Origin of the sequence: Erwinia sp. E_sp_B01_1 (assembly GCF_036865545.1) — a bacterium.
Lineage (GTDB): Bacteria > Pseudomonadota > Gammaproteobacteria > Enterobacterales > Enterobacteriaceae > Erwinia.
Map to the genome: position 1 here is coordinate 810,628 of NZ_CP142208.1, position 22,820 is coordinate 833,447.

Annotated in this window: 17 protein-coding genes and 1 riboswitch; of the genes, 5 read left to right on the plus strand and 12 right to left on the minus strand. The window is 55.2% G+C overall.

Annotation, left to right across the window (positions count from 1 at the left end; translation table 11 throughout):
* Window positions 1-84 precede the first annotated feature (84 nt).
* The 3 genes from rluA to polB form a co-directional block, all read right to left on the minus strand.
* Complete coding sequence (rluA, locus tag VRC33_RS03860) at window positions 85-738, minus strand: bifunctional tRNA pseudouridine(32) synthase/23S rRNA pseudouridine(746) synthase RluA (protein ID WP_338561019.1); 654 nt, start codon at window positions 736-738, stop codon at window positions 85-87.
* 42 nt (window positions 739-780) lie between these two features.
* A complete protein-coding gene (gene rapA / locus VRC33_RS03865) occupies window positions 781-3,687 on the minus strand; it encodes an RNA polymerase-associated protein RapA (protein WP_338561021.1) in 2,907 nt (968 codons plus the stop codon).
* Between the two features lie 131 nt (window positions 3,688-3,818).
* Window positions 3,819-6,179 carry a DNA polymerase II gene (gene polB, locus VRC33_RS03870; protein ID WP_338561023.1) on the minus strand — a complete coding sequence of 787 codons (2,361 nt, stop codon included), beginning with the start codon at window positions 6,177-6,179 and terminating at the stop codon, window positions 3,819-3,821.
* Between the two features lie 162 nt (window positions 6,180-6,341).
* Here polB and VRC33_RS03875 point away from each other — a divergent pair, with 162 nt between their 5' ends.
* Window positions 6,342-7,109 (plus strand): DedA family protein, encoded by a 768-nt coding sequence (locus VRC33_RS03875; RefSeq protein WP_338561025.1) that lies wholly within the window; start codon window positions 6,342-6,344, stop codon window positions 7,107-7,109.
* Here the strand turns inward: VRC33_RS03875 and thiQ are convergent.
* The 5 genes from thiQ to VRC33_RS03900 form a co-directional block, all read right to left on the minus strand.
* Window positions 7,096-7,797 carry a thiamine ABC transporter ATP-binding protein ThiQ gene (gene thiQ, locus VRC33_RS03880; RefSeq protein ID WP_338561027.1) on the minus strand — a complete coding sequence of 234 codons (702 nt, stop codon included), beginning with the start codon at window positions 7,795-7,797 and terminating at the stop codon, window positions 7,096-7,098. The two genes, VRC33_RS03875 and thiQ, sit on opposite strands and share 14 nt — an antisense overlap.
* Window positions 7,781-9,391 carry a thiamine/thiamine pyrophosphate ABC transporter permease ThiP gene (thiP, locus tag VRC33_RS03885; RefSeq protein WP_338561029.1) on the minus strand — a complete coding sequence of 537 codons (1,611 nt, stop codon included), beginning with the start codon at window positions 9,389-9,391 and terminating at the stop codon, window positions 7,781-7,783. Before thiP ends, thiQ begins: the two co-directional genes overlap by 17 nt.
* Window positions 9,367-10,353 (minus strand): thiamine ABC transporter substrate binding subunit, encoded by a 987-nt coding sequence (thiB, locus tag VRC33_RS03890; protein ID WP_338561031.1) that lies wholly within the window; start codon window positions 10,351-10,353, stop codon window positions 9,367-9,369. The genes thiP and thiB overlap by 25 nt, the downstream gene beginning before the upstream one ends.
* 40 nt (window positions 10,354-10,393) lie before the next feature.
* A riboswitch (TPP riboswitch) is annotated at window positions 10,394-10,500 on the minus strand.
* Between the two features lie 35 nt (window positions 10,501-10,535).
* The gene (sgrR, locus tag VRC33_RS03895; RefSeq protein ID WP_338561033.1) at window positions 10,536-12,197 is read right to left on the minus strand and encodes an HTH-type transcriptional regulator SgrR; all 1,662 of its coding nucleotides are present in this window, start codon (window positions 12,195-12,197) and stop codon (window positions 10,536-10,538) included.
* Between the two features lie 13 nt (window positions 12,198-12,210).
* The gene (locus VRC33_RS03900) at window positions 12,211-12,450 is read right to left on the minus strand and encodes a hypothetical protein (protein WP_338561038.1); all 240 of its coding nucleotides are present in this window, start codon (window positions 12,448-12,450) and stop codon (window positions 12,211-12,213) included.
* On the opposite strand from VRC33_RS03900, the gene VRC33_RS03905 reads away from it, so the two are divergent.
* Window positions 12,449-13,627 (plus strand): sugar efflux transporter, encoded by a 1,179-nt coding sequence (locus VRC33_RS03905; RefSeq protein WP_338561040.1) that lies wholly within the window; start codon window positions 12,449-12,451, stop codon window positions 13,625-13,627. The two genes, VRC33_RS03900 and VRC33_RS03905, sit on opposite strands and share 2 nt — an antisense overlap.
* A 64-nt stretch (window positions 13,628-13,691) precedes the next feature.
* Here VRC33_RS03905 and leuD read toward each other — a convergent pair whose 3' ends face one another.
* Genes leuD through leuA form a run of 4 tightly spaced genes read right to left on the minus strand, consistent with a single transcriptional unit; the run spans window position 13,692 to window position 18,366 of the window.
* Window positions 13,692-14,297 (minus strand): 3-isopropylmalate dehydratase small subunit, encoded by a 606-nt coding sequence (gene leuD, locus VRC33_RS03910; RefSeq protein WP_338561042.1) that lies wholly within the window; start codon window positions 14,295-14,297, stop codon window positions 13,692-13,694.
* Between the two features lie 9 nt (window positions 14,298-14,306).
* On the minus strand, window positions 14,307-15,704 hold the full coding sequence (gene leuC, locus VRC33_RS03915) for a 3-isopropylmalate dehydratase large subunit (RefSeq protein ID WP_338561044.1): 1,398 nt from the start codon (window positions 15,702-15,704) through the stop codon (window positions 14,307-14,309).
* A 2-nt stretch (window positions 15,705-15,706) separates the two neighbouring features.
* Window positions 15,707-16,795 carry a 3-isopropylmalate dehydrogenase gene (leuB, locus tag VRC33_RS03920; RefSeq protein ID WP_338564027.1) on the minus strand — a complete coding sequence of 363 codons (1,089 nt, stop codon included), beginning with the start codon at window positions 16,793-16,795 and terminating at the stop codon, window positions 15,707-15,709.
* Window positions 16,796-16,797: 2 nt separating this feature from the next.
* Window positions 16,798-18,366, minus strand: a complete 1,569-nt coding sequence (leuA, locus tag VRC33_RS03925; RefSeq protein ID WP_338576902.1) for a 2-isopropylmalate synthase — start codon at window positions 18,364-18,366, stop codon at window positions 16,798-16,800.
* A 913-nt stretch (window positions 18,367-19,279) separates the two neighbouring features.
* Here leuA and ilvI point away from each other — a divergent pair.
* The 3 genes from ilvI (at window position 19,280) to cra (ending at window position 22,705) form a co-directional block, all read left to right on the plus strand.
* Complete coding sequence (gene ilvI, locus VRC33_RS03930) at window positions 19,280-21,004, plus strand: acetolactate synthase 3 large subunit (RefSeq protein WP_338561046.1); 1,725 nt, start codon at window positions 19,280-19,282, stop codon at window positions 21,002-21,004.
* A gap of 2 nt (window positions 21,005-21,006) precedes the next feature.
* Window positions 21,007-21,498 (plus strand): acetolactate synthase small subunit, encoded by a 492-nt coding sequence (gene ilvN, locus VRC33_RS03935; protein ID WP_338561048.1) that lies wholly within the window; start codon window positions 21,007-21,009, stop codon window positions 21,496-21,498.
* 196 nt (window positions 21,499-21,694) lie between these two features.
* The gene (gene cra, locus VRC33_RS03940; protein WP_338561050.1) at window positions 21,695-22,705 is read left to right on the plus strand and encodes a catabolite repressor/activator; all 1,011 of its coding nucleotides are present in this window, start codon (window positions 21,695-21,697) and stop codon (window positions 22,703-22,705) included.
* The last annotated feature ends 115 nt before the right edge of the window (window positions 22,706-22,820 follow it).

The window sequence follows — 22,820 nt, forward strand, 5'->3', positions numbered from 1 at the left end:
CGTCTTTGTGAGAGGCATATGCTCCCTGAGCCTGCACCGGGTCAACAAGCTAAAAGGGACGAATCATTTCGTCCCTTTTTTACGTTAAAAATCGGCAGGTTGCCGGAAGGTCATGGGCGTCTGGTAGTGCGGGTGGGTGACAGTAAGCATCTCGGCATGCAGTTGCAGGCGCGGTGCCATAGCTTTCGCTGCGTCGTGAGCATAAAAGTTATCGCCCAGAATCGGATGGCCCAGCGCCAGCATATGCACCCTTAACTGGTGTGAACGTCCGGTAATAGGTTTTAACTGCACGCGAGCGCTGTTATCTGCTTCATACTCCAGCACCAGATATTCAGTCTGCGCTGACTTCCCCGTTTCAAAGCAGACTTTCTGCTTCGGCCTGTTGGGCCAGTCGCAAATCAGCGGAAGATCCACCAGGCCCTTTTCCTGTTCAGGATGTCCCCAGACCCGCGCGATATAGGTTTTTTGCGGTTCCCGCTCGCGGAACTGGCGCTTAAGCTCCCGCTCTGCGGCTTTGGTTAACGCCACCACCATCACGCCGCTGGTGGCCATATCCAGACGGTGGACCGACTCCGCAGCAGGGAAATCGCGCTGGATTCGGGTCATCACACTGTCTTTATGCTCTTCGGGTCGCCCGGGGACAGAGAGCAGCCCACTGGGTTTATTGACCACGATAATGTGCTCATCCTGATAAAGGATATGGAGCCAGGGATCCTGCGGTGGGTTATAGGGTTCCATCTTGTTGCCTGTCAGGGGCGGCTCACGCCGCCCCATGTTGAGTTACTGATGCGTTACGACAATCAGGCGCAGCGCGTCGAGACGCCAGCCAGCTTCGTTCAGCGCTGACAGAACCTGTTCACGATTACTCTCCAGCGCGTCAATTTCATCCTGACGGATGTTCGGGTTAACGGCGCTTAAAGCTTCCAGGCGTGACAGTTCTGCACTGAGTTTTTCATCGGCTTCCTGACGGGCAACGTCGATCACCTCCCTGGCCTGTGCCGCCGCTTCATCCTCTGCCAGCTTCAGGATCGCATGCACATCCTGCTGCACCGCATTCACCAGTTTGCTGCCAGTATGGCGGTTGACGGCATTTAACTGACGGTTGAAGCTCTCAAACTCGACCTTAGCGGCAAGATTGGTACCCTTGCGATCCACCAGCATCCGCACCGGAGTAGGCGGCAGGAAGCGGGTCAGTTGCAGATGCTTAGGCGCCTGAGCCTCCACCACGTAGATCAGCTCAACCAGCAGGGTGCCCACCGGCAGGGCTTTGTTTTTCAGCAGTGACAGCGCGCAGCTTCCGGTGTCGCCAGAGAGGATCAAATCCAGTCCGTTACGGATGATCGGATGCTCCCACGTCACATACTGGGCATCTTCACGGGAAAGCGCCTGGCCCCGATCGAAGGTGATGGTGCAGCCATCTTCCGGCAGACCAGGGAAATCCGGTACCAGCATGTGATCGCCAGGGGTCAGGACAATCAGATTGTCGCTGCGATCTTCCTGGTTAATCCCGACGATATCAAACAGGTTGAGCGCAAAGTTCACCAGTTCAATATCGTTATCCTGCTCGCCAATCTTCTCTGCCAGCGCCTGGGCTTTTTCGCCACCGTTGGAGTTCAGCTCAAGAAGACGATCGCGGCCCTGTTCAAGCTGGATTTTCAGCGCGTTATGCTGCTTACGGCAGTCGGCGATAAAGGTTTCCAGCCCTTCGGTATTTTCTGGTGAAGCCAGGTATTCGATCAGCTGGGTGTAAGCTTTGTCATATATGGTGCGACCAGTCGGGCAGGTGTGCTCAAACGCGTCCAGTCCTTCGTGATACCACTGCACCAGCACCGACTGAGCGGTTTTTTCCAGGTAAGGCACATGGATCTGGATGTCGTGCGCCTGACCGATACGATCCAGACGACCAATACGCTGCTCCAGCAGGTCCGGGTTAAACGGCAGATCGAACATTACCATCTGGTTGGCAAACTGGAAGTTACGGCCTTCGGAACCGATTTCGGAACAGAGCAGCACCTGAGCACCGTCGTCTTCAGAAGCAAACCAGGCAGATGCGCGGTCGCGTTCGATAATTGACAGACCTTCATGGAATACCGCCGCGCGGATCCCTTCCCGCTCACGCAGAACCTGTTCCAGTTGCAACGCGGTCGCTGCTTTGGCACAGATCACCAGCACTTTTTGATCGCGGTGGCTGGTCAGGAAGCCCATCAGCCACTCCACGCGGGGATCAAAGTTCCACCAGGTGCCGCTGTCGCCTTCAAATTCCTGATAAATCTGTTCCGGATAAAGCATATCGCGTGCGCGTTCATCAACGGATTTACGCGCGCTCATGATGCCGGAGACTTTGATCGCCGTATGATACTGCGTTGGCAGAGGCAAACGGATCTGATGCAGTTCACGTTTCGGGAAGCCTTTCACACCGTTACGGGTGTTACGGAACAGAACGCGGCTGGTGCCGTGGCGATCCATCAGCATGCTGATCAGTTCCTGGCGCGCGTCCAGCTTGCCTTCGCGATCGCTGTTGGCGGTTTGCAGCAGAGGTTCAATGTCCTGCTCGCCCACCAGATCGCTCAGCATGTTCATCTCATCCTGGCTGATAGATTTATCAGCCAGCAGGCCAGTTACGGCATCCGCAATCGGACGGAAATGCTGCTGCTCTTCAACAAAGGCGGCAAAGTCATGGAAACGATCCGGATCCAGCAGGCGCAGACGCGCAAAGTGGCTCTCCATCCCCAGCTGTTCCGGCGTTGCTGTTAACAGCAGTACGCCAGGGATGTTTTCGGCCAGCTGCTCAATAACCTGATACTCACGACTTGGCTGACCCTCATCCCAGGCCAGGTGGTGAGCTTCATCAACAATCAGCAGATCCCATGAGGCATCAGCCATCATCTCCAGACGCAGTTTATTACGGCGTACGAAGTCGAGGGAGCAGATCACCAGCTGTTCGGTTTCAAACGCATTGTCGCTGTCGAGCTGTGCCTGCGCATAACGCTCATCATCAAACAGCGCGAAGCGCAGGTTAAAGCGGCGCAGCATCTCAACCAGCCACTGGTGCTGCAGTGTTTCAGGCACCACGATCAGCACGCGCTCGGCACGGCCTGCCAGCAGTTGCTGATGAATAATCATCCCGGCTTCAATGGTTTTACCCAGGCCCACTTCATCGGCCAGTAAAACGCGGGGAGCGTGACGGCGACCCACATCATGGGCGATATGCAGTTGGTGAGGGATCAGGCTGGTGCGCATGCCGCGCAGGCCGCTGATCGCCAAACGGTATTGTTCGCTCTGGTACTTGCGCGCGCGAAAACGCAGGGCGAAGCGATCCATACGGTCAAGCTGGCCGGCAAACAGGCGATCCTGAGGCTTGCTGAACACCAGCTTGCTGTCGAGCATCACTTCGCGCATTACCACGTCAGTTTCGCCGGTATCAAGGCGGGTACCCGTATAGGTCATCAGGCCGTTTTCGGTGGAGACGTCTTCCACTTCAAGCTGCCAGCCTTCATGACTGGTAATGGTGTCGCCCGGGTTAAACATTACGCGGGTGATAGGAGAATCATTTCTGGCATAAAGACGGTTTTCGCCGGTGGCGGGGAAAAGCACAGTCACCATGCGCGTGTCCACCGCGACGATAGTGCCCAATCCCAATTCGCTTTCCGTATCGCTGATCCAGCGTTGACCAAGTGTAAAAGGCATAGATATTCGGCTCGATTCTCTTAGAGGTTATAGCAGGCAATAGCTCGGCGGCCCGGCACTCAGTGCCCGGCACAAAAATTCTGATTCAGGAGGGATGCTATGGTACTGGAAGGTGATGCGTTCGTCACCTGTCAAAAAAGACCCAACTGACCTGTTACCAGTGTAGCAAAGTCATCCTGCAGGAAAGGCAATATTCCCTCAGCTACCGGTTGAAGCTGTCGCGTAAGGTAGTGATCGTAATCCAGCGGGGTGATCCTGGCTTCCAGCGGTTCCGGTCCGGACGTCGCCATGACATAGCGAATTTTACCGCCATTTTGATACTGCAGAGGGCGGCCAAGTTTCTCGTTCTGCTCATCGGCCAGCCTGGCGGCACGCACGTGGGGCGGCACGTTACGTTGATAATCATTCAGGGGACGGCGCAATCGCTTTTTATAGATCAGCCGATCGTCCAGCTCGCCATCAAGTAGCTGGCGTACCGTTTCCCTGATGTAATCCTGGTAGGGCAATTTCTTGAAAATCCGGCGGTAGAGCTCCTGCTGGAAATCCTGTGCCAGCGGCGTCCAGTCGGTGCGGACCGTCTCCAGCCCTTTAAACACCATGCGCTCCGTGTCGCCTTCGACGATCAGGCCGGCATAGCGTTTCTTGCTGCCCTGTTCGGCCCCGCGAATGGTCGGCATCAGGAAGCGGCTGAAATGGGTTTCAAACTCCAGCTCCAGCGCGCTTTCCAGCCCATACTCCTGCTCAAGATGCTGACGCCACCAGGCATTGACCTTTTGCACCAGATGCTGGCCAATCGCCGCGGCTGCCTGCTGATCATGGGGTGTTTTCAGCCAGACAAAGGTGGAGTCCGTGTCGCCATAAATCACGTCATAACCTTCGGCTTCTACCAGCTCTTTGGTCTGGCGCATAATTTCATGGCCGCGAAGGGTGATTGAGGAAGCAAGGCGGGGATCGAAAAAGCGGCAGGCGCTGGTGCCCAGCACGCCATAAAAGGCATTCATGATAATTTTCAGCGCCTGAGAAAGCGGTTTGTTGCCCTGTTTTTTGGCCGCCTCACGCCCCTGCCAGATTTGGTTCACAATCTCCGGCAGACAATGGGTGGTGCGGGAGAAGCGTGCGCCTTTAAAGCCGCTGACCGACTCCTTATCATCGGGATGTGCCAGACCTTCAACCAGTCCGACAGGGTCGATCAGAAAAGTCCGGATGATAGAGGGATAGAGGCTTTTGTAATCCAGCACCAGTACCGAGTCATACAGGCCAGGGCGGGAATCCATCACGTAGCCGCCAGGGCTTGCCTCCGGTGCCACCTCGCCCAGACCTGGCGCGACAAAACCGGCGCGGTGCATACGGGGAAGATAGAGATGACCGAAAGCCGCCACTGAACCGCCATGACGATCCACCGGCAAGCCGTTTACCGAGGAGCGTTCCAGCAGGAACGGCATCAGCTGAGTGTGCTGGAAAATGCGCGTTACCAGCTCACAGTCTTTCAGGTTGTAGAGCGCGAGGGCCGGTTTATCTTCCGCAAAGCGCTGCTCGATTTCCTGCATTCTGTCCCAGGGATTATTGATCGCTTTGCCTTCGCCCAGTAATTCCCGCGAAACGGCTTCCAGGCTGAAAGAGTCAAAATTCCAGAAGGCGGATTTCAGCGCTTCGATACCGTCGATCAGCAATCTGCCGGTGGCCTGGGCAAAGAAGACGCCAGGCTTGAAGCCGTGTTCACGCCACTCCAGCGGCTCATTATTGCGGCCAAGCCGCAGGGGAATGCCGTAACGATCGGCGTGTTTTTGCAGTACGCGAAGATCGAACTGCACTACGTGCCAGCCAATCAGTACATCAGGGTCGTGTTGCAGGAACCACTCGTTGAGCTTTTCCATCAGCTGTGGCCGGCTGGAGACATACTCCAGATTGAAATCCAGCTTGCTGGCATCGGCATTTTCCGGGCCTAACATATAGACATCCCGGCGGCCGCATCCTTCAAGTCCGATGCAGTACAATTCGCCGTGGCGGGTGGTTTCAATATCCAGCGAGACCCACTTCAGAGGAGGGCGGTAATCGGGATGGGGTTTTAAACGGGCGTTGACCAGGCTGTTACCCTGCGGCTGGCCGCTGAACCACACGGGGGAGGTGATAAACCGCTCCATCAGAAAGCGATCCGGTGGCCGCACATCGGCTTCATAAACCATCACGCCGTTTTCTCGCAGCAGCTTCTCCAGCTTTTGTAGCTGACGATACTGTCGGCAATAGAGCCCCACCACTGGCCGCTGGCGAAAATCTTTCAGCTCCAGAGGTGCAAAGCGGATATTACGCTCCTGTTTCAGCAGCGCTTCAGCCTGGGCCTGATACTCCTGTGGAATAAAGGCCACGGACTCCTGCGGTGGCAGCACCACTCTTTGCGGGCCACTGTCTGTAGCCAGCCAAAGTACCACTTCAGTCCCTGAAGGCGTGTCCCGCCAGTGGCGTGTAAGCAGAAAGCCTGCGCGTGCGTCGTTCACCTGAAAGCCTTGTCGCTGGATCAATAACCAATTATAGCATGTTTATTTATACAGTGCTTAGAGGGTGCTGCGAGGCTGACAGGCTTCCATACAAAACAGGCCTTGACGGATCACGGGTGTCTCAGGACAATCCGACCTTAATCATATAAAAGTGTGGAAAGTATGGAAGCCTGGCTGCAACACCTTATAACGCAATCACTTGCCTGGTCCTTGCTGGCTGTTGGGCTGATCACCTTTTTCGAATCTCTGGCGCTGGTCGGCCTGTTGCTTCCGGGCACCGTGCTGATGGCTTCATTTGGTGCCCTGATTGGCAGCGGGCAGATCGGATTGTATCCCGCCTGGCTGGCCGGAACGGTGGGCTGTCTGGTGGGCGACTGGATCTCCTATCTGATCGGCTGGCATTTCAAAGGGCCGCTGCACCGGTGGTCGTTTATCAAAAAACATCAGGGGCTGATGGATAAAACCGAGCATGCCCTGCATCAGCACAGCATGTTCACCATTATTGTCGGACGCTTTGTTGGGCCAACGCGTCCGCTGATCCCGCTGGTGGCCGGTATGCTTGAACTGCCGGTAAAGAAGTTTATTCCACCCAACATTATTGGCTGCGTGCTCTGGCCGCCGCTCTACCTGTTGCCGGGAATTCTGGCCGGCGTGGCGATTGATGTGCCAAAAGATGCCAACAGCAGCATGTTTAAATGGCTGTTGCTGGCGGTTGCGCTGGTGGTATGGCTGGGCGTCTGGCTGTGCTGGCGCTGGCTTCGTGCTAAAAAGCAGTCCGACTGGGCTTCGGCTTTTCTGCCACTGAGCCGCCTGCGCTGGCTGGCTCCGCTGATGATGGGGATTGCCGTCGCCAGCTTTGTTGCCCTGCAATTCCATCCGATGATGCCGATATTCCGCCAGTTATTGTCGCAGGTATTTATCGGACGCTGATGCCGAGCACGGCGGCCTCAGCCACTTCGCCTTTCAGCAGCTTGTCCGTGCTGCCATCCCAGTAAACCCTGCCGTCAACAATCAGCATGCTGCGTGGCGCTATCCGCGCGGCATCTTCAATACTGTGCGAGACCATCAGCAGGGTGATATTACGCTCCTGACAGACTTCATCCACCAGCTGGAGCATCTCTTTACGCAGCGCAGGATCCAGCGCCGAAAAAGGCTCATCCAGAAGCAGCAGGGGCTGCTGGCGTACCAGGCAGCGAGCGAGAGCAGCACGCTGTCGCTGCCCGCCTGAAAGTTGGGCTGGCAGGCGTTGCAGGCAGCTCTCCAGCCCAACGCGGCGGGCAATCTCCTGCAATGCCTGCTTCTGCTGCTGATTCAGCTTCAGGCCGGGGTTTAAGCCCAGGCCAATGTTCTGCGCCACGGTGAGGTGAGGGAAGAGGTTATTCTCCTGAAACAGCATAGAGACCGGCCTTTTAGCGGGCGGCGTATGGCTGTGTTCTTTCCCCTCCAGCAACAGGCTTCCACTGTTACTTTCCAGAAAACCGGCAATCAGGCTCAGCAGGGTACTTTTTCCTGCGCCGCTTGGCCCCAGGATCGCGAGCCTTTCTCCCGCCTGCATGCTCAGCGAGAAGCGCATCGGCAGATGGTGATACAGCCAGGTTAAATTAGTGAGTGTTATCATGACGTCCCGGCAGTTTTTCGATCAGGGTAAAGAGCAGGAAACAGAGCAGCAGCAACAGCAGAGCCGTGACGGCCCCTTCCTGACTGCGGTAGGAACCTATCTGTTGGTAAAGATAAAACGGCAGCGTGCGGAAATCTTCGTTGCCAAAAAGCGCCACCACGCCGAAGTCCCCAATCGACAGCACGCAGGCAAACGCCAGCGCCTGAGCCAGCGGGCCTTTCAGCGCCCGTAACTCAATCAGCTTCAGCCGGTTCCAGCCCCTGATATCCAGCGACTGACACAACCGGTTGTAACGTTCAGCGATGTCTCTTAACGGGTTTTCCAGTACCTTCATCGCGTAGGGAATCGCCATCAGCGCATTGGTAAAGATGACGATACCATCGGCAGCGTCGGGCAGACCCACAGTGGCGTTCAGCAGCAGAAAAAAGCCGGTAGCAAGCACTATTCCCGGCATCGCCAGAATCAGCATCCCACTGAGTTCAACTGACTGTCCCAGAAAGCGACGCTGGCGAAGGCGCAGTTCACGGCTACTCCACAGCAGCATCATCGTCAGAAGCACACAGAGCAGGCCTGCACCCAGCGCAATGCGTACTGAGGTGAAGGTGGCCTGCCACAGCGCGGGCTGTTGCAGCACGCTGACCAGGCCGGGATTGAATCCATCAACAATCACAGCTAACAGCGGCGGCAACAGCAGAATCAGCGCGCAGAGGATGAGCAAGGCATCCCAGATCCGCGCCTGCCAGCTATCTTCAGGATTGCGCCAGCCATTGATGCTGGCCGTACCGGAGGGGATGGCTTTACTCAGCCACTGACTCAGCATCACCAGCCCGAGGCAGCAAATCATCTGAATCATCGCCAGTAACGCCGCGCGACCGGGATCGTAATCGAAATTCAGCGCCTGGAAGATGGCCAGCTCGATGGTGGTGGCTTTCGGGCCGCCGCCCAGTGAGAGCACGGTAGCAAAGCTGGCAAAGCAGAGCATAAAAATCAGCGCGCCGGCGGGCAGGATTTGCCGGCGTAGCCAGGGCCATTCCACCACGGAAAAGTGATGCCAGCCGCGCAGGCCAAGCTGTGCCGCCAGCTGGCGCTGCTCGCCGGGGATTTGCTCCAGCGCCTGAAGCAACAGACGTGCCGCCAGTGGCAGGTTAAAGAAAACATGGGCCAGCAGAATGCCCTGCAGACCATAGGGAGTGAAGGTATAAGGGATGCCGATCAGCGCACAAAGGGCGGCCAGCCAGCCGGTACGTCCATAGACGCTGAGAATGCCGAAGACGGCGACCAGCACCGGCAAAACCAGGGTCATTGCACAGAGGCGCAGCAGCGTTTCCCGCCCGGGGAAGCGTCGCCGGTAAAGCGCACGGGCAAGCGGGATCGCCGGGCCAACGGCCAGCACGGCAGAGAGAAAGGCCTGCCAGAAGGAAAAGCGCAGCACGTGCCAGAGATAGTCATCCTGCCAGAGATCCAGCCACTGGATCTGCGGGGCATTCAGCCACAGCGCACTGAAGGCCAGCAGCGCCACGGCGACCAGCAGCGTGGCTGCCAGTGCGCCGGGCACCATCCAGCCAGCAATCAGCGGCTGAGGGCGCGTTGCCATGCACTTATCCACTGGCTACGCTGGCTGGCCACTTCCTGCGGGGTGTATTGCAGAGTTTTAGCCGGAACGGTCAGGGTGTCGAACCCGGCTGGCAGCGTGCTTTTCACTACCGGATACATCCAGTTGCCGGTCGGAATACTCTCCTGGAAGGGCTTATCCAGCATGAATTTCATGAATTTCTCAGCCAGTTCCGGCTGTTGGCTGCTTTTAAGCTGTCCGGCAACTTCCACCTGCAGATAGTGACCTTCGCTGAAGTCAGCCGCGGCATACTGAGTTTTTTTCTCTTCAATCAGATGATAAGCGGGTGAAGTGGTATAGCTCAGCACCATATCGCCTTCACCTTTCAGGAACAGCCCGTAGGCCTCGCTCCATCCTTTGGTGACGGTGACGGTTTTCTTCGCCAGTTTCTGCCAGGCTTCCGGCGTCTGGTCGCCAAAGACTTTCTGCATCCACAGCAGCAGACCCAGTCCTGGCGTGCTGGTGCGCGGATCCTCGTAGATGACCTTAATGGGACGATCGGTTTCCACCAGCTCCTTCAGGCTTTTCGGCGGATTTTGCAGTCTGGTTTTATCGTAAACGAAGGCGAACCAGCCGTAGTCATAAGGGACAAAGGTTTTGTTGCTCCAGCCGCCCGGCACGGTGGTATTGCTGGTGTCGACCTGGCTTTCAGCAAACAGGCCGGTTTTCTCTGCCGCATCCAGCAGATTATTATCCAGCCCCAGTACCACGTCAGCTTTGCTCTTTTTGCCTTCCATCCGCAGACGGTTAAGCAGGGAAACGCCATCTTCCAGCGCGACATATTTCAGTTCGCATCCGCAACGGGCTTCGAAGGCTTTCTTGATCGCCGGGCCAGGCCCCCAGTCGGCGGAGAACGAATCGTAGGTATAGACCGTCAACACAGGTTTAGCGGCAAAAGCAGGGAGGGTGGTGAGGATCAGCAGAGGCAATAATTTTTTCAACACTTCGCGTTCCTTGAAAAGGGTAGTCGCAAAGGATCTGAGTAGGCAAAACACTCTCAAATCCCTACGCCGGCATTATCCGGATCAGGTTCGACGGGTCTGTCTCAGCCTTTGCCGTATCACACCGCAAATGCACCCCGTTGAGAACGGCCTATTCTAGTGATTTCCCGGCTGTAGCGAAAGCGTCATGATTCAGGAGGTAAAAACCAGGCGGATTTGAAGTCAAACCAGCCGAGCGTGTTCATTCTGATCCCACGCATACTGCGCTGGCCTTCCAGCAGCAGCCAGTGATGAAACAGCGGATGCAGGCTGCATGAAGTGATCAACTGCTTACTCCAGTCGGCCAGCGGCAGAGTGTTTTCACGCCAGCGCTGCGCGTCCTTTTCCCAGTCCAGCGGCACGCAATGGCGGAGCAGAGGAATTTCATACAGCAGGGCGAAAAGAGAGAACTCCAGCGGCAGAGTAAAGTTAGCGCTGCCCAGCCAGAGATCGCTTTCCGCCTCGCCACGATGCCAGAGATCATACTCCACCTGATTGACGATCAGTTCGACGCCTTCAGCAGCCAGCAGGGGACGAAGCGTATTGGCAATGCCCTGATGTTCAATATGATCCTTGTAAAAGGTCAGGGTCAGAGAGGTGAGTCCTGCGGGTTTCTCGCTGGCTGACACGGTTTGGCGATGATGCCAGCGTGGCAGCAGACCATAAGCCGGGAACCAGTAATGCTGGTAGGCGACGCCTGCCAGGTTCAGCAGCGCTATCGGGTTGCATAATCTGCTGACCCAGCGGCGGATTTCCTCATTGCTTCCCCGCTCTGAACGCTGATCGAACAGCAGGAAATAGCCACCCTCTTCAAGCCGGCTCTCTTCCGACTTCTCTTCCTGGCTGTTTCCCTCAAGCTTGACCCCGGAAATGATCAGTTCTTCACTGATTTCGGGTAGTACCCAGATATTCACCTCATCGATCAGCGCCCGATAGCCAAAATAGTCATCGAAAGCCCGGATCTTCAACTGGGAGTGCTGATTGCGCACCACCGCATAAGGCCCGGTCCCCACCGGATGACGGGCGAAATCAGGCAGTTGTGGCCACTCCTGCGGCAGGATCATCGCGCTGACGCTGCCCAACAGCCAGGGCAGCCAGCGATCGGGCTGCGTAAGGTGAATATCCAGTGTCCAGGAAGCAGAGGAGTCGATGCGCTCAAGGTGCGAGTAAAGAGGCTGAGCGGTCAGGCGCTGAAGCGAGTCGATAACATCGGCCATCTCCAGTTCGCGGCCATGATGGAAATGGATCGCCGGGCGTAAATAAAACCGCCAGTGGAGCGGATTGAGCTGCTGCCAGTGGTGGGCGATATCCGGTTCGATTTCCCCGTTTTCCTCATTTATCCGCGTAAGGCTGCTGAAAATCTGCCGGGCGAGGTGGCTTTCTGACCGCCGGAGCGGGGTACCGGGCAGCAAATTCAGCAGGGAGCGGTAGTAAAGCACGCGCAGGATATGTTTCCCCTGACGGAAACTGCGCCCCAGGTGCGAGATAAGCATCTGCCGGACGGTATTTTTATCGCCGACCAGCTGCACCAGTTGATCCACGCGATCGTGCTCCAGTAACTCCTCAGCCCGCTGCTGCTGTAAAGCCAGACCCGTATAAAGGAAATTGAGTGTGGAACGTCTTCCCCGGCCCGCTTCAGCCCGCCACTCCAGCCAGCCTTGCTCCTGCATCGCGTTGAGTAAATTACGCATATGACGCCGTGAACAGCTTAACTGCACCGCCAGATCGTTCAGGGTGGTGTGCTGCGACTGACCTTCGCAACATTGCCAGAGCCGGATAAACTGCTGTTGTAAGCGGGCAGAAGACATAAAAGAGGAACCCTTATTGAAAATCAGCCTGTTTTTTCTGCCTTATTTTAGGATGATAATCACTGTAGATGAAAGAGCGGGAGACATTCTTTGAATGGCGCTCTGTCATCTTTTTCAATTCTGAGTATGGTGCGTTTTCACCAGCCAGCGGGGCCTGTCCTGCTGGCTTTTTTCGCTGGCTCGTGTTTTCTTCTATGCTTGCTGTTTGTCGAACCACACCTGTGGCGACCTTTCTCCTTGAAGGATCAGGCATGAAATCGCTTCTCACACGCCGTCGTCGTATCAACCCTGTTTATCTCGCCTTTATGGCTGTCTCTTTTATGATTGGGGTAGCCGGTGCCCTTCAGGCGCCAACGTTGAGCCTGTTTCTGACCCGCGAAGTTGCTGTTCGCCCCTTCTGGGTTGGGCTGTTTTACACCGTAAATGCCATCGCCGGTATTGCGGTCAGTATCCTGCTGGCGAAGCGATCGGATAACCAGGGCGACCGGCGAATGCTGATCCTGTTCTGCTGCCTGATGGCGATCGGCAATGCGCTGCTGTTTGCTTTCAATCGCGACTATCTGACGCTGATTACCTTTGGCGTGCTGCTTTCCGCGCTGGCCAGCGTTTCAATGCCGCAAATATTTGCCCTGGCGAGGGAGTATGCCGACAGCTCCGCGCGGGAAGTGGTGATGTTCAGCTCGGTGATGCGGGCGCAATTGTCGCTGGCCTGGGTTATAGGACCGCCCCTCTCCTTTGCGCTGGCGTTGAATTACGGTTTCACCACCATGTTTGTTATCGCCGCCGGGCTGTTTGTGGTCTGTATTGCGTTGATCTGGTTCGCGCTGCCTTCAGTTCCGCGCGTGGCGCAGTCGCCTGAAGTGGTGATTACCCAGGTCAGTGCCTGGAAGAGCAGGGATGTCAGGCTGTTGTTCCTGGCGTCGCTACTGATGTGGACCTGCAATACCATGTATATCATTGATATGCCGCTGTATATCACCAGCGTTCTTGGGTTGCCAGATCGTCTGGCCGGGCTGTTGATGGGGGTGGCAGCGGGTCTGGAAATTCCGGCTATGCTGCTGGCCGGACATTACGTTAAGCGTTTCGGCAAGCGCAAGATGATGCTGTTTGCGGTGGCTGCCGGGACGGTATTTTACCTCGGTCTGGTGCTGTTCCAGTCCAAAACTGCTCTGCTGGTTTTACAGATATTTAATGCGATCTTTATCGGTATTGTCGCCGGGATTGGCATGCTCTATTTCCAGGATCTGATGCCGGGTCGGCCTGGTGCTGCAACCACGCTGTTTACCAACAGTATTTCAACCGGCGTAATTGTGGCGGGCATAGTCCAGGGGGCGCTGGCTGAGACTTTTGGCCATTACTCCGTCTACTGGGCGGCGCTGGTGCTGTCACTGGGGGCGCTGGCGATGTCGGCAAAAGTCAAAGACGTTTAGGCATAAACGGGCGCGGTAAGAAGGGGAAAGCAGAGGGAAGCGTTGCCTCCTCCCTCTAAGATCATCAGCGCAGAAAGGCCGGCTGTTTTTGCTCATACGCGGTGATATCAGCATCATGCTGTAGCGTCAGACCAATATTATCCAGTCCGTTGATCAGGCAGTGGCGGCGAAAGCCGTCAATGCTGAAGGCGTAACGTTTTTCACCTGCCACCACTTCCTGCTGCTCCAGATCTACGGTGATACTGACGCCAGGTTCGCTGGCTACCAGCTGGAACAACTCTTCAACTTCCGCTTCACTTAATGTCACCAGCAGAAGCTGGTTGTTAAAAGAGTTGTTGGCAAAAATATCGGCAAAATCGCTGCCGATAATCGCCTGAATACCGTAGTCGGTCAGTGCCCAGGGCGCGTGTTCACGCGAAGAACCACAGCCGAAATTCTCACGGGTCAGCATAATACTGGCACCGCGAAACGCCGGCTTGTTCAGCACAAATTCCGGATTAGGGATCTGGCCTTCGGCATCGGTATAACGCCAGTCATAAAACAGGTTGCGGCCGAATCCGGTGCGCGTGACCATCTGCAGGAACTGCTTAGGAATGATCGCATCCGTGTCTACGTTAGCAGCATCCATCGGTACCGCGATGCCAGTGTGTCGGGTAAATTTCTTTGCCATACCGGCTCCTTAAATCAGTTCGCGAATGTCGGCAAAATGTCCGGCGACGGCTGCTGCTGCTGCCATGGCCGGACTCAGGAGATGGGTGCGGCCACCCCGGCCCTGACGGCCTTCAAAGTTGCGGTTGCTGGTGGAGGCGCAGCGTTCGCCAGGGTTCAGGCGGTCGTTGTTCATCGCCAGGCACATAGAGCAACCGGGAAGACGCCACTCAAAACCGGCATCCAGGAAGATCTTATCCAGCCCTTCAGCTTCAGCCTGCGCTTTTACCGGCCCGGAGCCAGGCACCACAAAGGCCTGAACACCTTGTGCGAGGGTATGACCTTTCACCACTGCTGCCGCGGCCCGTAAATCCTCGATACGTGAGTTAGTGCAGGAGCCAATAAACACTTTATCAATCCGGACGTCGGTCAGCTTAATGCCGGGCTTAAGATCCATATACGCCAGCGCTTTTTCAGCGGAAGCCCGCTCCACCGGATCGCTGAATGAAGCCGGATCGGGAATACACTCATTGACGGCAATCACCTGGCCGGGATTGGTACCCCAGGTTACCTGCGGGGCAATATCTGCTGCATCCAGCCGCACCACTCTATCGAAGTGGGCATCGCTGTCAGACTTCAGCGTACGCCAGTAAGCGACGGCTTCATCCCAGGCCGCCTCTTTCGGCGCAAACTGTCGGCCTTTGACGTAGTCAAAAGTCGTGTCATCTGGCGCGACCAGGCCAGCCTTAGCCCCTAACTCAATCGCCATGTTGCACAGGGTCATACGACCTTCCATGCTCAACGCTTCCACCGCCGGGCCAGAGAACTCCACGACGTGACCATTGCCGCCGCCGCTGCCGGTTTTACCGATAATCGCCAGCGCAATATCTTTAGCCGTGATGCCCGGTGCCGTGTGCCCCGTGACTTCAATATTCATGGTTTTGGCACGTGACTGCTTCAGAGTCTGGGTAGCTAACACATGTTCCACCTCTGAAGTCCCGATGCCAAAGGCCAGAGCGCCAAAGGCACCGTGTGTGGAAGTGTGCGAGTCGCCGCAGACGATGGTCATGCCAGGCAGCGACAGTCCCTGTTCAGGGCCAATGACATGCACGATGCCCTGGAAAGGGTGTTTCAGGTCATACAACCGTACGCCAAAAGCTTCACAGTTTTTGATCAGCATCGACATCTGGATACGGGCCATCTCGCCGCTGGCATTGATATCACGCGTCTGGGTGGAGACGTTGTGATCCATAGTGGCAAAAGTTTTAGACGGCTGACGTACCGGGCGTCCATGCGCCCGCAGACCATCAAAGGCCTGCGCCGAGGTCACCTCATGAACCAGATGCCTGTCGATGTACAACAGCGGGGTTTCGTCTGGCGATTCTTTCACCACATGCGCATCAAACAGCTTCTCGTATAATGTTTTCATATTCAGGCTTCGCGAATAAACCGGGCAATGATCGAACCCATTTCCTCGGTGCTGATGGACTCACCGTTACCGGCTAAATCTCCGGTGCGGTAGCCTTCCGCCAGCGCACGGCTGATGGCATGCTCAATCGCATCTGCCGCGTCTGCGGCATCCAGACTGAAGCGTAACAGCAGTGACAGCGACAGGATCTGGGCGATGGGGTTGGCAATATTTTTACCTGCAATATCCGGGGCGGAACCGCCCGCTGGTTCGTACAGGCCGAAACCCTGCTCGTTCAGGCTGGCAGAAGGCAGCATCCCCATTGAACCGGTGATCATTGCACATTCATCGGAGAGGATATCGCCGAACAGATTGGAGCAAAGCATCACGTCAAACTGCGACGGCTCCTTGATTAACTGCATGGTGGCGTTATCAATGTACATATGAGCCAGTTCAACATCCGGATAGTCTTTCGCCACTTCGTTCACTATCTGGCGCCAGAGAATGGAGGATTGCAGCACATTTGCTTTATCAATCGAGGTCACTTTGTTCCGGCGTTTACGCGCGGATTCAAAAGCAATACGTGCGATACGCTCGATTTCAAAACGGTGATAAACCTCGGTATCGAAAGCCCGTTCGTGCTGGCCGCTGCCTTCACGCCCTTTTGGCTGACCAAAGTAGATGCCGCCGGTGAGCTCACGCACCACCAGAATATCAAAGCCTTTGGCCGCAATGTCGCTGCGCAGTGGGCAGAAGGCTTCCAGCTCCTGATGCAGGCTGGCGGGGCGCAGATTGCTGAAAAGTTTGAAGTGCTTACGCAGCGGCAGCAATGCCCCACGCTCTGGCTGTTCCGCTGGCGGTAAATGTTCCCATTTCGGGCCGCCTACAGAACCAAAAAGGATCGCGTCTGCCTGCTCGCAACCAACGACTGTCGCCTGCGGCAGCGGTTCACCGTGACGATCGATGGCGATGCCGCCAACGTCATATTCGCTGGTGGTGATGCGCATGTTAAAGCGCTCACGAACGGCGGTCAGCACTTTGCTGGCCTGCGCCATCACTTCCGGCCCGATTCCGTCACCGGGCAATACAGCTATATGATAGGTCCCTGACATCATTACACCGCTTCCTTTTGATCTTTGGTTTGAGATTTACGCTGCAGTTCCTGCTCAACCTGACGGGCACGCCAGATATTATTCAGGGCATTGATCATCGCTTTGGCTGAGGATTCCACGATATCCGTTGCCAGACCCACGCCGTGGAATTTGCGCCCATTGTAATTCACCACGATATCAACCTGACCCAGCGCATCTTTACCCTGGCCTTTTGCCGTCAGCTGGTAGGTCACCAGTTCTGTATCAAACTCGGTGATACGGTTGATGGCCTGATAGACCGCATCGACAGGACCGTTACCGGTTGCCGCTTCAGATTTCACCTCTTCGCCACAGGCCAGTTTCACCGAGGCGGTAGCCATCACGCTTGAACCAGACTGCACGCTGAAGTAATCCAGGTGGAAATACTCAGGCTCTTCGTTTTGCTTGTTAATAAACACCAGCGCCTCCAGATCGTAGTCAAAGACCTGACCTTTCTTATCGGCCAGTTTCAGAAAGGCGTCGTACAGATTGTCCAGGCTGTAGTCATTCTCTTTGTAACCCATCTCATCCATGCGGTGCTTCACTGCTGCACGGCCAGAGCGAGAAGTCAGGTTCAACTGCACTTTATTCAGGCCGATTGATTCCGGGGTCATGATTTCGTAGTTTTCACGATTTTTCAGCACGCCGTCCTGGTGGATACCAGAAGAGTGAGCAAACGCCCCGGTACCGACAATGGCTTTATTTGCCGGGATCGGCATATTACAAATCTGGCTGACCATCTGGCTGGTGCGGTAAATTTCGTGATGATTGATGTTGGTATGCAGGTTCATCAGCTGATGGCGGGTTTTGATCGCCATAATCACTTCTTCCAGTGAACAGTTACCGGCACGCTCACCCAGACCGTTAATCGTTCCTTCAACCTGACGTGCGCCAGCCTGAATGGCAGCTACCGCATTACCGGTGGCCATGCCCAGGTCATCATGGGTATGCACAGACAGAATAGCTTTATCGATGTTAGGCACGCGGTTACGCAGCTGAGCAAAAATGTTGCTGTACTCTTCTGGCAGGGTGTAACCGACCGTATCCGGAATATTGATGGTGGTGGCGCCAGCATTGATAGCGGCTTCCACCACGCGGCACAGATCGTCAATCGGGGTACGGCCACCGTCTTCACAAGAGAATTCGACGTCATTGGTGTAATTGCGGGCACGTTTTACCATTGTAACCGCGCGCTCAATCACTTCCGGCAGGGTGCTGCGTAATTTGGTGGCGATATGCATCGGTGAAGTCGCCAGGAAGGTGTGAATGCGGTAGGCCTCAGCCACACGCAGCGCTTCATAGGCGGCATCAATATCTTTTTCAACGCAGCGGGCCAGAGCACAAACACGACTGTTCTTAACCTGACGGGCAATGGTCTGAACGGATTCAAAGTCACCAGGGGAGGAGATAGGGAAGCCGACTTCCATCACGTCCACGCCCATACGCTCAAGCGCCAGAGCAATCTGCAGTTTTTCTTTCACACTCAGGCTGGCCTGTAACGCCTGTTCGCCATCACGCAGAGTGGTATCGAAAATAATAACTTGTTGGCTCATTGGGTTAATCCTTGTCGTGTTTACTTTGTCAGTGCTACGGGCATAAAAAAACCCGCGCATTGGCGCGGGTTTTTTAGTTTGTAAGCCTGAATCAGTAATTCATTTCTTCGCCCACAAGTCTACCGCGCAATGGAGATGCGTTTAGTAGTAGACCGAGTAGGCGAGTGGAACGAATCATTGAATCAGACCCCATAAATTAGCTGTTCCTTTATTGATACTTGATTTTTGGGGGCGATGTCAACCAAAGCCGTCAGGTTAATTATGTTAAGCGGGAAGAGGCTCAGGAAAATAATTCTGAAGCAGGGACCGGCTGCAGAACAAAGGGCAAGGTGAAACGCCAGGGGCTGTTTTTCAACGGGGTATTGAGGGGATGTCAGGCCCGGATGCTTAAAAAAAGATTGGCTAATCAACATGATGAATAGGAAAAGCTTATGGATGACCTGCGGAAATAATTTCCCTGTGTTCAGATAATTGTTTTTTATAAGGAATATCAGGCAGCAGATAAACCTGAAATAGCCACGATGTTTGAACAGGTGAACTTCTATTTGGCTCTGGAACCTTTTAATAACAAAACGATCGCACTGCAAAAGAATTGCTCACCAGAATAATTCGCTTTTCTTTCGCCGTTTAGTCAGTGTATTTGTCGATAAGTCTCCGTAGCGGGTAGTGCCTTGCGTACCTGTTATTATGCAAAAGCCTGTGTCAGAGGTTTGCCTGCCAACTTTTCTACGGTTATGGTATTTCATCAACGCATAAAAACAGTCAGGGATTCACCCTGTACCCGGATGCTGGAAATGAATTCCAGCGTCTTTGCATAAACACAGGTTTTGACCTTATCTGCCCGCCTTGCTTTTATGAAGGTGATTGAGGGCGCGGCAAAGATAAATCAGCACCTTAAAGCCTGGAGGCAAAAATGGAGATGTTGTCAGGAGCCGAGATGGTCGTTCGATCGTTGATCGATCAGGGCGTTAAACATGTATTCGGCTACCCCGGTGGGGCAGTGCTTGATATTTATGATGCGCTGCAAACCGTTGGCGGTATCGATCATGTGCTGGTGCGTCATGAGCAGGGCGCCGTGCATATGGCTGACGGTTATGCCCGTTCAACCGGCGAAGTGGGCGTGGTGCTGGTCACCTCCGGCCCTGGCGCCACCAACGCCATCACCGGCATCGCAACTGCCTATATGGATTCTATTCCACTGGTGGTGCTTTCCGGCCAGGTACCTTCCTCACTGATCGGATACGATGCCTTCCAGGAGTGCGATATGGTCGGGATTTCCCGTCCGGTCGTGAAGCACAGCTTTATGGTGAAGCAGGCGGAAGAGATTCCGACCATTATGAAGAAAGCGTTCTGGCTGGCCGCCAGTGGTCGCCCTGGCCCGGTAGTCATCGATCTGCCAAAAGATATGATGAACCCGGCTAACAAACTGCCTTATGTCTGGCCGGATGAAGTCAGCATGCGCTCCTACAATCCCACGACGCAGGGACATAAAGGCCAGATTAAACGCGCGCTGCAAACCTTGCTGGCCGCAAAAAAACCGGTCATTTATGCCGGAGGCGGCGTAATCAATGCCGAATGTCATGATGAACTTCGTCAGATTGCTGAAACCCTGAATCTGCCCGTGGCCTGCTCCCTGATGGGCCTGGGTGCATTTCCCGGTACGCACCGTCAGAGCGTGGGAATGCTTGGAATGCACGGCACCTATGAAGCCAATATGACCATGCACAACGCTGACGTGATTTTTGCCGTTGGCGTGCGCTTTGACGACCGCACCACAAACAACCTCGCAAAATATTGCCCGAATGCCACCGTGCTGCACATTGATATCGATCCAACCTCGATATCCAAAACTGTAGCGGCGGATGTGCCTATCGTTGGCGATGCGAAACAGGTGCTGACGCAGATGATTGATCTGCTGAGCCAGGGTGAAAAAAACCAGGACTTTGACAGTCTTCGCGACTGGTGGCAAAGCATTGACCAGTGGCGCTCCCGTCAGTGTCTGGAGTTCGATCGTGGCAGCGAGAAAATCAAGCCACAGGCCGTTATCGAAACTATCTGGCGCCTGACCAAAGGTGAGGCCTATGTGACCTCCGACGTCGGCCAGCACCAGATGTTTGCCGCCCTGTACTACCCGTTTGATAAACCGCGCCGCTGGATCAACTCCGGCGGGCTGGGCACTATGGGCTTTGGCCTGCCCGCAGCGCTGGGTGTCAAACTTGCCCTGCCGGAAGAGACCGTGGTGTGTGTCACCGGGGACGGCAGTATTCAGATGAACATCCAGGAGCTGTCGACCGCGCTGCAATACGATCTGCCGGTACTGGTGTTAAGCCTGAACAACCGGTTCCTGGGAATGGTGAAACAGTGGCAGGATATGATCTATTCCGGCCGTCACTCCCAGTCTTATATGGAGTCTCTGCCTGATTTCGTGCGCCTTGCCGAAGCTTATGGCCATGTCGGGATTGGCATCAGTCACCCGGAAGAGCTGGAAGCCAAACTGACCCAGGCACTGGAAGAGTTGGGTAAAGGGCGTCTGGTGTTTGTCGATGTGAACGTTGATGGCACCGAGCATGTCTACCCTATGCAGATTCGCGGCGGGGGAATGGATGAAATGTGGCTTAGCAAAACGGAGAGGACTTAATTATGCGTCGTGTTTTATCAGTACTGCTGGAGAACGAATCCGGCGCATTGTCCCGCGTGGTGGGCTTGTTCTCTCAGCGTGGTTATAACATTGAAAGCCTGACGGTGGCGCCCACTGACGATCCCACGCTTTCCCGCATGACTATTCAGACCGTCGGCGATCAGAAGGTGCTTGAGCAGATTGAAAAGCAGCTGCATAAGCTGGTGGACGTGCTGCGAGTCAGCGAACTGGGGCAGGGGGCGTATGTTGAGCGCGAAGTGATGCTGGTGAAAATCCAGGCTACCGGTTATGGCCGTGAAGAGGTTAAACGCAGCGCTGAAATTTTCCGTGGACAGATCGTAGACGTCACGCCGTCGCTTTATACGGTTCAGCTGGCAGGAACCAGTGACAAGCTGGATGCGTTTCTCAGCACGGTTCGTGAGGTAGCTGAAATCGTGGAAGTTGCCCGCTCCGGCATTGTGGGTGTCTCTCGCGGCGATCGCATTATGCGGTAATTGCGCCAGGTCACGATCTCTGTTTTCTGCTAACCCAGCGTAATGCTGGGTTTTTTATTTTTTGTCTGAAAGCTGGCGCACAGAACTAAAAGCGGTTGCTCGCTAAACTATTCTGCTGTTAGATGTAGCAATTGTCTTAACCATTGCCGCGATGTGGCTATTTTCTGCGCCATCCCGGTGCTAGCGTGGGGTTATTGTGAAACTGGATGAAATTGCGCGCCTGGCCGGTGTGTCGCGCACAACTGCCAGCTATGTTATCAACGGCAAAGCAAAGCAGTATCGTGTCAGCGACAAAACAGTTGAGAAGGTCATGGCGGTGGTGCGCGAGCATAATTACCACCCCAACGCGGTGGCGGCCGGGCTCAGGGCAGGACGTACGCGCTCAATCGGACTGGTTATTCCCGATCTTGAGAATACCAGCTACACGCGCATTGCAAACTACCTTGAACGGCAGGCCCGTCAGCGTGGCTACCAGCTGCTGATCGCCTGCTCTGAAGATCAGCCCGATAACGAAATGCGCTGTGTGGAACACCTTCTTCAGCGTCAGGTTGATGCAATCATAGTCTCCACCTCTTTGCCGCCTGAACATCCCTTTTATCAGCGCTGGATCAACGATCCCTTGCCCATCATTGCACTGGATCGTGCGTTAGATCGCGAGCACTTCACCAGCGTGGTCGGCGCCGATCAGGATGATGCGGAGATGCTGGCTGCTGAATTGCGTAAGCAGCCGGTGGAATCCGTCCTGTTTCTCGGTGCCTTGCCTGAGCTATCGGTCAGTTTCCTGCGTGAAATGGGCTTTCGCCAGGCATGGAAAGACGATGAGCGGACAATCGATTATATCTATGCCAACAGTTTTGAACGGACTGCAGCAGCGGCCCTGTTTGAGAAATGGCTGGAAACGCATGAAATGCCTGATGCCCTCTTTACCACCTCTTTTGGGCTGCTTCAGGGGGTGATGGATGTCACGCTGAAGCGTGAAGGGCGTCTGCCAGGCGATTTAGCTATCGCCACCTTTGGCGACCATGAGCTGCTGGATTTCCTGGATTGTCCGGTACTGGCCGTGGGGCAGCGTCACCGGGATGTGGCAGAACGGGTACTGGAGCTGGTGCTTGCCAGCCTGGATGAACCCCGCAAACCCAAGCCGGGATTAACAAGAATCCGTCGCAATCTATATCGACGCGGCAGATTGAGTCGTAAAGTCAGTTAACATTTCCACATAAAAAGGCAGCCTGCTGCCTTTTTTCTTTTTGATCGAATTCAAGGTTTTTGCTAAAAACCAGCCGCAGGTAAATCGCCGATGCTTCATTACTTCTTTTTCACGT

Bases quoted from the DNA above. Each gene is read 5' to 3' on its own strand.
- rluA (WP_338561019.1), bottom strand. From the start codon at position 738: ATGGAACCCTATAACCCACCGCAGGATCCCTGGCTCCATATCCTTTAT.
- rapA (WP_338561021.1), bottom strand. From the start codon at position 3,687: ATGCCTTTTACACTTGGTCAACGCTGGATCAGCGATACGGAAAGCGAA.
- VRC33_RS03875 (WP_338561025.1), top strand. From the start codon at position 6,342: ATGGAAGCCTGGCTGCAACACCTTATAACGCAATCACTTGCCTGGTCC.
- thiQ (WP_338561027.1), bottom strand. From the start codon at position 7,797: ATGATAACACTCACTAATTTAACCTGGCTGTATCACCATCTGCCGATG.
- thiP (WP_338561029.1), bottom strand. From the start codon at position 9,391: ATGGCAACGCGCCCTCAGCCGCTGATTGCTGGCTGGATGGTGCCCGGC.
- sgrR (WP_338561033.1), bottom strand. From the start codon at position 12,197: ATGTCTTCTGCCCGCTTACAACAGCAGTTTATCCGGCTCTGGCAATGT.
- VRC33_RS03905 (WP_338561040.1), top strand. From the start codon at position 12,449: ATGAAATCGCTTCTCACACGCCGTCGTCGTATCAACCCTGTTTATCTC.
- VRC33_RS03900 (WP_338561038.1), bottom strand. From the start codon at position 12,450: ATGCCTGATCCTTCAAGGAGAAAGGTCGCCACAGGTGTGGTTCGACAA.
- leuD (WP_338561042.1), bottom strand. From the start codon at position 14,297: ATGGCAAAGAAATTTACCCGACACACTGGCATCGCGGTACCGATGGAT.
- leuC (WP_338561044.1), bottom strand. From the start codon at position 15,704: ATGAAAACATTATACGAGAAGCTGTTTGATGCGCATGTGGTGAAAGAA.
- leuB (WP_338564027.1), bottom strand. From the start codon at position 16,795: ATGTCAGGGACCTATCATATAGCTGTATTGCCCGGTGACGGAATCGGG.
- leuA (WP_338576902.1), bottom strand. From the start codon at position 18,366: ATGAGCCAACAAGTTATTATTTTCGATACCACTCTGCGTGATGGCGAA.
- ilvI (WP_338561046.1), top strand. From the start codon at position 19,280: ATGGAGATGTTGTCAGGAGCCGAGATGGTCGTTCGATCGTTGATCGAT.
- ilvN (WP_338561048.1), top strand. From the start codon at position 21,007: ATGCGTCGTGTTTTATCAGTACTGCTGGAGAACGAATCCGGCGCATTG.